At 73.2% G+C, this 10,299-nt stretch carries 8 protein-coding genes; 6 read left to right on the top strand and 2 right to left on the bottom strand.

The features are described from left to right. Positions 1-137: 137 nt before the first annotated feature. Together ACR807_RS39065 and ACR807_RS39070 are read right to left on the bottom strand one after the other, a co-directional pair. A complete protein-coding gene (locus ACR807_RS39065) occupies positions 138-836 on the bottom strand; it encodes a response regulator transcription factor (RefSeq protein ID WP_438926571.1) in 699 nt (232 codons plus the stop codon). 158 nt (positions 837-994) lie between these two features. Then, the gene (locus tag ACR807_RS39070) at positions 995-1,726 is read right to left on the bottom strand and encodes an SDR family NAD(P)-dependent oxidoreductase (RefSeq protein ID WP_438926572.1); all 732 of its coding nucleotides are present in this window, start codon (positions 1,724-1,726) and stop codon (positions 995-997) included. A gap of 97 nt (positions 1,727-1,823) precedes the next feature. Here ACR807_RS39070 and ACR807_RS39075 point away from each other — a divergent pair, with 97 nt between their 5' ends. The 6 genes from ACR807_RS39075 to ACR807_RS39100 form a co-directional block, all read left to right on the top strand. Then, the gene (locus ACR807_RS39075) at positions 1,824-2,234 is read left to right on the top strand and encodes an ArsR/SmtB family transcription factor (RefSeq protein ID WP_438926573.1); all 411 of its coding nucleotides are present in this window, start codon (positions 1,824-1,826) and stop codon (positions 2,232-2,234) included. Between the two features lie 2 nt (positions 2,235-2,236). After that, on the top strand, positions 2,237-2,791 hold the full coding sequence (locus tag ACR807_RS39080; protein ID WP_438926574.1) for a hypothetical protein: 555 nt from the start codon (positions 2,237-2,239) through the stop codon (positions 2,789-2,791). A gap of 135 nt (positions 2,792-2,926) precedes the next feature. After that, positions 2,927-3,631, top strand: a complete 705-nt coding sequence (locus ACR807_RS39085; RefSeq protein ID WP_438926575.1) for a VIT1/CCC1 transporter family protein — start codon at positions 2,927-2,929, stop codon at positions 3,629-3,631. A gap of 138 nt (positions 3,632-3,769) precedes the next feature. Beyond that, positions 3,770-3,982, top strand: coding sequence for a hypothetical protein (locus ACR807_RS39090; protein ID WP_438926576.1), 213 nt, complete (start codon positions 3,770-3,772; stop codon positions 3,980-3,982). 402 nt (positions 3,983-4,384) lie between these two features. Beyond that, entirely contained in the window at positions 4,385-8,887 is a 4,503-nt protein-coding gene (gltB, locus tag ACR807_RS39095; RefSeq protein ID WP_438926577.1) for a glutamate synthase large subunit, read from the top strand. Further along, positions 8,880-10,299, top strand: a 1,420-nt coding sequence (locus tag ACR807_RS39100; protein WP_438926578.1) for a glutamate synthase subunit beta, incomplete at its 3' end; no start/stop codon positions are given. The genes gltB and ACR807_RS39100, both read left to right, overlap by 8 nt.

Below are 10,299 nucleotides of genomic sequence, written 5' to 3' on the forward strand. Positions count from 1 at the left end.
GAGCGCGCCCGCCTGCCGCTCGGCGTCGGCCAGCGCCCGGTCCTCGGCGAGCTGCCGCACGACCAGGGCGAGCGGGATGAGGAACGCCAGCGCCACCATCGAGGTGACCGCCAGCGACACCAGGGCCAGCGACTTCCTCACTCGGCCGCCGCGGTCAGCTTGAACCCGACACCGCGCACGGTGTGCAGGTAGCGCGGCTGGGCGGCGCGCTCGCCGAGCTTGCGGCGCAGCCACGACAGGTGCACGTCGAGCGTCTGGTCGTCGTGCCTGCCCGGACCGGCCCTCCCGGCGAGGTTCCACAGGTTCGCCAGCAGCTCGCCGCGCGGCACGACCTTGCCCTCGCGGGCGGCGAGGTAGGCGAGCAGGTCGAACTCCTTGCGGGTCAGGTTCAGCTCGCGGCCGTCCAGCCGCGCCTCGCGCCGGTCCAGGTCGACGGTGAGGCTGCCGATGCGCAGCGGTTCGGGCGCGGTGTCCTTGCGGGCGCGGCGCAGCACGGCGGCGAGCCGCGCGGCGAGGTGCTCGCTGGAGAACGGCTTGACGAGGTAGTCGTCCGCGCCCGCGTTGAGCAGCCGCACGATCTCGTTCTCGTCGTCGCGCGCGGTGGCCACGATCACGGGCACGTCGCACACGCCGCGCATCATCTTCAGCGCGTCCGCGCCGTCCATGTCGGGCAGGCCGAGGTCGAGCACCACGAGGTCGAACGACGAGCCGGTGATCTCGCGCAGCGCCTCCAGCGCCGTGCCCACCGGCAGCACCGCGTGCCCGAGCCCGGTGAGGGCGCGGCTCACCGCGGACCGCACGACCGGGTCGTCCTCCACGAGCAGCACCGAGACCATGGCGCGCACGGTAACGCGTGGAATCCGGGCGACCGACCGCAGCCGGGCGCCGGGGGTCGCGCGGTCGGCGTCGGCGAGGCTCCGCGCGGGGCGGGGACGCCGACGACGTCCTCGCCCCGCGCCGGGGACCCGCACCGGTCCGCCCGGGTGGCCCGCGCTCAGGAGATGGTCTGGCCGCCGTCCGCGAACAGGGTCGCCCCGTGCACGTACGACGCCCGCTCCGAGGCCAGGAACACGATCGTCTCGGCGATCTCGCGGGACGAGGCGAGGCGCCGCAGCGGCACGCCCGCCACCATCGCCGCCGCCCCGTCGCCGAGCAGGGCCAGCGCGTTGTCGGTGCCGGTGGGGCCCGGGGAGACGGTGTTGACCCGCACGCCGGTGCCCGCGTACTCGACGGCCCACGTGCGGGTCAGCGACTCCAGGGCGCCCTTGGTGGCGGCGTAGGCGGCGGCGCCGGGGAAGCCCTTGGCGGTGGCCGAGGTCGAGACGGTGACGACCGCGCCGCGCCCCCGCTCGGCCATGCCGGGCAGCAGGGCGGCGGTGAGGAAGAACGGCGCGCGCACGTTGACGTCGAACAGCTCCTGGTAGCCCTCCGGGTCCTGCTCGGCGGTGGGCGTGAACGGGAAGATGCCCGCGTTGTTGACCAGCACGTCGACCTCGCCCGCCGCCTCGGCCAGGGCGCGCACGGACCCGAGGTCGCCCATATCGGTCCGGACGAACTCCGCCCGCCCGCCGTCGGCCTCGATCGCGGCGACGGTGGCCGCGCCGCGGGCCTCGTCCCGCCCGGTCACGACGACGGCGGCGCCGGCCGCGGCGAGCAGCGAGGCGACCTCGCGCCCGATGCCCGCGGTGCTGCCGGTGACGAGCGCGACCCGATCGGTGAACTCCATGACTGCCCCACTCGGTCGTTTGACGTTCTACGAACAACGAACAACCTACGCGCATCGGAGCAACGTTCGCAAACTGTCGAACAACTAGACTGTGCCGGTGCGCCACACCGACTTCAACCCCGACGTCGACCGGCTGCGCCTGACCGACGTCCTCGCGGCGCTCAGCGACCCCCTCCGCGTCGGCCTGGTGCGCCTGCTCGCCGACGGCGAGGAGCGCAACTTCGGCGAGTTCACCGCCCCCGTGGCCAAGTCCACCCTCAGCCACCACCTCAAGGTCCTCAACACCGCCGGCCTCACCTGGCGGCGCGAGGAGGGCACCCGCTGCTACTTCCGGCTGCGCCGCGAGGACCTCGACGCCCGCTTCCCCCGCCTGCTCGACACCGTCCTCGACGCCGCCGACCACGACGACGTCGGCCACCACGTCACCGACGGCGCCCGGCCGACCGCCGACCAGGACGTCCGGCCGACCGCCGACCAGGGCGCCCGACCGACCGCCGACCGGGGCTGACCGTGCCCCGCGGCCTCCAGTACCTCGCCGCCTGGTCGGCCTCCACCGCCGTCGCGGTCGCGCTGTCCTGGCTCGGCATCCGGTTCGTGCTCGACGCGGGCGTGCCCGAGCGCCCCCGCGTGGTCGCCGGCCCGGTCGACCAGTCCTCGCAGGTCACCACCACCGCGACGACCACGACGACGACCGCCGCCACCACGACCACCACCGCCGCCCCCGTCGTCACCACCCAGCCCACCACCACGACCACCACCACGACGACCACGACCGCGACCGCGGCGCAGCAGCAGCAACTGCCCTCCGAGGAGGGCACCTGGACCGAGCAGGACGGCCGCCCCGTCTACCTGCGCAGCTTCACGCTCCAGGGCGGCGTAGCGGCCGTCCGCTTCTCCGCCGGCGGCATCGACCCCCTCTCCGCCACCCCGCGCCAGGGCTTCGCGGCCACCGTCGAGCAGCCCGCCGACGCCGTGGTCGTCGAGTTCACCGGCGCCGGCCACCGCTCCCGCCTGGAGGCCACCTGGGTCGGCGGACCCCAGTGGCGCATCATCGAGTCCGGCTGACCCGCAGCACCGCGCCGCGCGTCGATTCGTCAGGAACGGGAGCGGACCGCGCCGCCGCGCCGCCGCCGTCCAGCCCCTCACCCGTTCGCGACCCGCGCTCCACCCGGTGGCCGAGCCGGTGGTTCGATCACCGTCATGACCCACGCAGGCGAACCGCACCACGACTCCCTCGCCGGCCGCCTCAACCGGCTGCGCGCCGGCGTGCTCGGCGCCAACGACGGGATCGTGTCCACCGCGGGGCTCGTCGTCGGCGTCGCGGGCGCCACCCCCGACCGCACCGCCGTCCTCGCCGCGGGTCTCGCGGGGCTCGTCGCGGGCTCGCTGTCGATGGCGGGCGGCGAGTACGTCTCGGTCAGCACCCAGCGCGACACCGAGCGCGCCGCGCTGCTCCTGGAGGCCCGGGAGCTGCGCGAGACGCCCGAGGCGGAGGAGCGCGAGCTCGCCGGGATCTACCACGACAAGGGCCTGCCCGAGGACCTCGCCGCGCAGGTCGCCCACGAGCTGACCGAGCGGGACGCCCTGCGCGCGCACGCCGAGGCCGAGCTGCACATCGACCCCGACGACCTCACCAACCCGTGGCACGCGGCGTGGACGTCGTTCGCGGCCTTCGCCGCGGGCGCGCTCGTCCCGCTGGTGGCGATCGTGCTGCCGCCGACGGCGTGGCGGGTGTGGGCGTGCGCGGCGGCCGTCCTGGTCGGACTGGCCCTGACGGGCGTCGTCAGCGCCCGCCTGGGCGCGAGCCGGGTGGGGCGCGCGGTGCGCCGCAACGTCGTCGTCGGGTCACTGACGATGCTCGTCACCTACTACGTGGGTGTCCTGTTCGGAGTAACGATCGGCTGATCCGATCACGCTCCGCACCCACCTCCCCGGTCGCCTGAAAAAAGTCTTCACACCGAGGTGTGAGGTACGCAAAGTGCGGGTACACGAACCCGACTTGTCGCCGTCGAGCGCGACAGGACCCGACTGGAGGTGCTCGCCGTGACCCACCCGCCCACCCCGCTCCTGGTGCCGCGCGGCGAGAAGTCCGAGCGCCGGCTGTGGACGCTCCTCGCCGCCCTGTTCACGCTGGTCGCCGGGGTGAACGTGATCCTCGCCGTCGACGAGTCCGCCTGGTGGCAGGCCGGCGTCGCGACCCTGCTGCTGCTGGGCGCGGGCGCGTGCCTGAGGGCCGCCCGCCGCGCCGGCGCCTGATCTCACCATGCACTGAAGCGATAGACGTGAAGGGATTTCTGGTCCGACCGGGCGTACCCCGCTGGTAGGAACGGCGTCAAGTAGGGGTGGGATTCACCACGACGCCCTGTCGGACTAGAGCCATAACCGCGAATTCACACTATCGTCACAAGACCCCGGCAACCCCGGTGCACCGCTCGGCACGTCCCCCTCGGCCCCATCCGGCCGCGGAGCACGCGCACAAGGAAGTGCAGTTGTCCCGCACAACGGAGTGCGGTCCCCACGCCGACGATCTCCCGGCGTGGACCCCCAGCCAGTACATGCAGGCCGACCCGTCCGCGTAAAGCCGCGCGCGGGCGATCGGCCGTCTCCGTCTGCCCGGAACACAGGGCCGACTGAACTGACGCCACGGGAGGGCCCGTCGTGACCCACCACCTCCAGCCGCCAAGCGGCCTCTACGACCCGCAGCACGAGCACGACGCCTGCGGCGTCGCCTTCGTCGCCGACCTGGCCGGGCGCAGGAACCACGCGATCGTGCGCCAAGCCCTGGTCGCCCTGCGCAACCTCGAACACCGCGGCGCGCGGGGCGCCGAACCCGACACCGGCGACGGCGCGGGCATCCTGATCCAGGTGCCCGACGCCTTCTACCGCGAGGTCGTCGGCTTCCCCCTGCCCGAGCCGGGGACCTACGCCGTCGGCACCGCGTTCCTCCCGCACGAGGACCAGGACGCCGTCCGCGCCGAGGTCGAGCGCATCGCCGCCGAGGAGGGCGCCACCGTCCTCGGCTGGCGCGACCTGCCGGTGGACACCGACCACGTCGGCCCCACCGCGAAGACCACCATGCCCGCCTTCAGCCAGCTCTTCCTCGCCGGTCCGGGCGGGATCGGCGGCCTGGAGCTGGAACGCCTGGCCTTCGTGGTGCGCAAGCGCGCCGAGCACGCCGCCGACGTGTACTTCCCGAGCCTGTCCGGGCGCACCGTCGTCTACAAGGGCATGCTCACCGAACCCCAGGTGGAGCGGTTCTTCCCCGACCTCACCGACGAGCGGGTCACCAGCTCCATCGGCCTCGTGCACTCCCGGTTCTCCACCAACACGTTCCCGTCGTGGCCGCTGGCCCACCCGTACCGGTACGTGGCGCACAACGGCGAGATCAACACCCTGCGCGGCAACCGCAACTGGATGGACGCCCGCGAGTCCGTGCTCGCCACCGACCTCGTCCCCGGCGACCTGTCCCGGGTCTTCCCGGTCATCACCCGCGGCGCGAGCGACTCGGCGACCTTCGACGAGGTGCTGGAACTGCTGCACCTGGGCGGGCGCAGCCTGCCGCACGCGGTGCTCATGATGATCCCCGAGGCGTGGGAGAACCACACCGAGATGGACCCCGCGCGGCGGGCGTTCTACGAGTTCCACTCCACGCTCATGGAACCCTGGGACGGCCCCGCGCTCGTGTCGTTCACCGACGGCACCCTCATCGGCGCCGTCCTCGACCGCAACGGCCTGCGCCCCGCCCGCTACTGGGTCACCGAGGACGGCCTCGTCGTCCTCGGCAGCGAAGCCGGCGTGCTGGAGTTCGACCCCGCCACCATCGTGCGCAAGGGCCGGCTGGAACCCGGGCGCATGTTCCTCGTCGACACCGCCCAGGGGCGGATCATCGACGACGAGGAGATCAAGGGGCAGCTCGCCGCCGAGCACCCCTACGAGCAGTGGGTCGCCGACGGCGTCCTGCACCTGTCCGACCTGCCCGACCGCGAGCGCGAGGTACCCACCCACTCCTCGCTCGTGCGGCGGCAGCAGGCGTTCGGCTACACCGAGGAGGAGCTGGCGCTCCTGCTCGAACCCATGGCCCGCACCGGCGCCGAACCCATCGGCTCGATGGGCAACGACGCCCCGTTCGCGCCGCTCTCGGACCTGCCGCGCCAGCTGTTCGACTACTTCACGCAACTGTTCGCGCAGGTCACCAACCCGCCGCTGGACGCGATCCGCGAGGAGCTGGTGACCTCGCTGCACGCCACCCTCGGCGCGGAACCCAACCTGCTCGCCGCCGACGCCACCTCCTGCCGGCGCATCTCGCTGCCGTTCCCGGTGCTCGACAACGACGAGCTGGCCAAGCTCGTCCACGTCGACGACGACGGCACCCTCCCCGAGTTCCGCACGTTCACCGTGCGCGGCCTCTACGACGTCGCGGGCGGCGGCGAGGCCCTCGTGCGGCGGCTCGACGAGATCCGCTCCGAGGTGTCCCGGGCCATCCGGGACGGCGCGCGGCTCGTCGTGCTGTCCGACCGGGGCGTGGACGCCGAGCACGCGCCCATCCCGTCGCTGCTGCTCACCGGCGCGGTGCACCACCACCTCGTGCGGGAGAAGACCCGCACCCAGGTCGACCTCATCGTCGAGGCGGGCGACGCCCGCGAGGTGCACCACATCGCGCTGCTCATCGGCTACGGCGCCAAGGCCGTCAACCCCTACCTGGCCATGGCCTCCGTGGAGGAGCTGCCCGGCGTCGACCCCGCCGTCGCCACCCGCAACCTGATCAAGGCGCTCGGCAAGGGCGTCCGCAAGACCATGTCCAAGATGGGCGTCTCCACCGTCGCCTCCTACACCGGCGCGCAGATCTTCGAGGCCATCGGCCTCGGCGCCGAGGTCGTCGACACCTGCTTCACCGGCACCACCTCCCGGCTCGGCGGCGTCGGCTTCGACGTCCTCGCCGAAGAGGTCGCCCGGCGGCACCGCACCGCGTTCCCGGCCGACGGCGTCCGGGCGCACCACCGCGAACTGCCCACCGGCGGCGACTACCAGTGGCGCCGCGAGGGCGAGGCGCACCTGTTCAACCCCACCACCGTGTTCAAGCTCCAGCACTCCACCCGTTCCGGCCGGTACGACATCTTCAAGGAGTACACGCGGGCCGTCGACGAGCAGTCCAAGCGGCTCATGACGCTGCGCGGGCTGTTCGCGTTCAAGGAGGGCGTGCGACCGCCCGTGCCGATCGACGAGGTCGAACCGGTCTCGTCCATCGTCACGCGGTTCGCCACCGGCGCCATGTCCTACGGGTCCATCTCGCAGGAGATGCACGAGGTGCTGGCCATCGCCATGAACCGGCTGGGCGCGCGGTCCAACACCGGTGAGGGCGGCGAGGACGCCGAGCGGTTCACCCCCGACGCCAACGGCGACTCGCGGCGCAGCGCCATCAAGCAGGTCGCCTCCGGCCGGTTCGGCGTCACCTCCGAGTACCTCGTCAACGCCGACGACATCCAGATCAAGATGGCGCAGGGCGCGAAGCCCGGCGAGGGCGGCCAGCTCCCCGGCGGCAAGGTGTACCCGTGGATCGCCAAGACCCGGCACTCCACGCCCGGCGTCGGCCTCATCTCGCCGCCACCGCACCACGACATCTACTCCATCGAGGACCTCGCCCAGCTCATCCACGACCTGAAGAACGCCAACCCGGCGGCGCGCGTCCACGTGAAGCTCGTCTCCGAGGTCGGCGTCGGCACGGTCGCGGCGGGCGTGTCCAAGGCGCACGCCGACGTCGTGCTCATCTCCGGCCACGACGGCGGCACCGGCGCGTCCCCCCTGTCGTCCATCAAGCACGCGGGCGGCCCCTGGGAGCTGGGGCTCGCCGAGACCCAGCAGACGCTGCTGCTCAACCGGTTGCGCGACCGCATCGTCGTGCAGGCCGACGGCCAGCTCAAGACCGGCCGGGACGTCGTCGTCGCCGCGCTGCTCGGCGCGGAGGAGTTCGGCTTCGCCACCGCGCCCATGGTCGTGTCCGGCTGCGTCATGATGCGGGTCTGCCACCTCGACACCTGCCCCGTGGGCGTCGCCACGCAGAACCCCGCGCTGCGCGCCAAGTTCGCGGGCAAGGCCGAGCACGTCGTGAACTTCTTCGAGTTCATCGCGCAGGAGGTGCGCGAACTGCTCGCCTCCCTGGGTTTCCGGACCCTCGCCGAGGCCGTCGGCCACGCCGACCTGCTCGACACCCGCGCCGCCGTGGACCACTGGAAGGCCGCCGGGCTCGACCTGTCGCCCATCTTCCACGTGCCCGAACTGCCCGAGGGCGCGGCGCGCCACCAGGTCGTCACCCAGGACCACGGGCTGGAGAAGGCGCTCGACAACACGCTCATCCAGCTCGCCGAGGGCGCCATCGCCTCCGGCGACCGGGTGCGGCTCGAACTGCCCGTCCGCAACGTCAACCGCACCGTCGGCACCATGCTCGGCTCCGAGGTCACCCGGCGCTGGGGCGGGACCGGCCTGCCCGACGACACGATCGACGTCACGTTCACCGGCACCGCCGGCCAGTCGTTCGGCGCGTTCCTGCCGCGCGGCATCACCCTGCGGCTCGTCGGCGACGGCAACGACTACGTCGCCAAGGGCCTGTCCGGCGGGCGCGTCACGATCCGACCCGTGCCCGACGCGCAGTTCGCCGCCGAGCAGCAGGTCATCGCCGGCAACGTCATCGCCTACGGCGCCACGTCCGGCGAGGTGTTCATCCGGGGCCGCGTCGGCGAGCGGTTCTGCGTGCGCAACTCCGGCGCGCTCGCCGTCGTCGAGGGCGTCGGCGACCACGGCTGCGAGTACATGACCGGCGGGCGCGTCGTCGTGCTCGGGCCCACCGGGCGCAACTTCGCCGCCGGCATGTCCGGCGGCATCGCCTACGTGCTCGACGCCTCGGTCGGGCGCGTCAACGGCGAGATGGTCGACCTCGACCCGGTGGACGACACCGACCGGGCGTTCCTGCGGACCGCCGTCGAGAAGCACTACGTCGAGACCGAGTCGGCCGTGGCGCACGCGCTGCTCGCCGACTGGGACCTCGCCGTCGAGCGGTTCACCAAGGTCATGCCCAAGGACTACAAGCGAGTGCTGGCCGCGCAGGCCCGCGCCGAGCTGGAGGGCCGCGACGTCGACGCGGCGATCATGGAGGCGTCTCATGGCTGACCCACGCGGCTTCCTCACCACGCAGCGCGAGACGCCGCGCAGCCGCCCGGTGTTCCTGCGGCTGCGCGACTGGCGCGAGGTGTACGAGGAGTTCGAGCGGCCCCGGCTGGAGAAGCAGGCCGGGCGCTGCATGGACTGCGGCATCCCGTTCTGCCACCAGGGCTGTCCACTGGGCAACCTCATCCCCGAGTGGAACAACCTGGTGTGGAAGGAGGACTGGCGCGCGGCCGCCGAGCGGCTGCACGCCACGAACAACTTCCCAGAGTTCACCGGCACCCTGTGCCCGGCGCCGTGCGAGGCGGCGTGCGTGGTCGGCATCAACGGCGACCCCGTCACCATCAAGCGCGTCGAGATCTCCATCATCGACCGGGCGTGGGACGAGGGCTGGGTCACGCCCCAGCCGCCCGTCGCGAAGACCGGTCGCGCGGTGGCCGTCGTCGGCTCCGGCCCGGCGGGGCTGGCGGCGGCGCAGCAGCTGACGCGGGCCGGGCACGCGGTGACCGTGCTGGAGCGGGCCGACGCCGTCGGCGGGCTGCTGCGCTACGGCATCCCCGAGTTCAAGATGGAGAAGTGGCGGCTCGACCGGCGCCTGGAGCAGATGCGCGCCGAGGGCACCGAGTTCCGCACGGGCGTCGACGTGGGCGTGGACGTCACCGTCGAGGACCTGCGCGCGTCCTACGACGCGGTGGTCCTGGCGGGCGGCGCGACGGCGTGGCGCGACCTGCCCGTGCCGGGCCGTTCGCTGTCCGGCGTGCACCAGGCGATGGAGTACCTGCCGGGCGCGAACCGGGTCGCGGCGGGCCTGCTGGCCGAACCCCCCATCACGGCGGCCGGCAAGCACGTGGTCGTCATCGGCGGCGGCGACACGGGCGCGGACTGCGTGGGCACCGCCCACCGCCAGGGCGCGCTGTCGGTCACCCAGCTGGAGATCATGCCCAGGCCGCCGGAGCAGCGCGCCGAAGCCAACCCGTGGCCGACCTACCCGATGCTGTACCGGGTGACGTCGGCCCACGAGGAGGGCGGCGAGCGGCTGTACTCGGTGTCCACGGTGGAGTTCACCGGTGACGAGTCCGGGGCCGTGCAGTCCCTGCGCCTCGTCGAGGTGCGGGCCGCGGGCGGCAGGTTCGAGCCGGTGCCGGGCAGCGAGCGCGAGATCCCGGCCCAGCTGGTGACCCTGGCCATGGGCTTCGTCGGCCCGGAGAAGGACGGCCTGCTGACCGACCTGGGCGTCACCCTCGACCCGCGCGGCAACGTGGCCCGCGACGACGCGTACGCCACCTCCGTGGACGGCGTCTTCGTGGCCGGCGACATGGGCCGCGGCCAGTCGCTCATCGTGTGGGCCATCGCCGAGGGTCGCTCCGCCGCGGCGGGCGTCGACGCCTACCTGACCGGCCGGTCGGTCCTGCCGCGCC

Origin of the sequence: Saccharothrix sabaoui (assembly GCF_051756985.1) — a bacterium.
Lineage (GTDB): Bacteria > Actinomycetota > Actinomycetes > Mycobacteriales > Pseudonocardiaceae > Actinosynnema.

Bases quoted from the DNA above. Each gene is read 5' to 3' on its own strand.
- ACR807_RS39065 (WP_438926571.1), bottom strand. From the start codon at position 836: ATGGTCTCGGTGCTGCTCGTGGAGGACGACCCGGTCGTGCGGTCCGCG.
- ACR807_RS39070 (WP_438926572.1), bottom strand. From the start codon at position 1,726: ATGGAGTTCACCGATCGGGTCGCGCTCGTCACCGGCAGCACCGCGGGC.
- ACR807_RS39085 (WP_438926575.1), top strand. From the start codon at position 2,927: ATGACCCACGCAGGCGAACCGCACCACGACTCCCTCGCCGGCCGCCTC.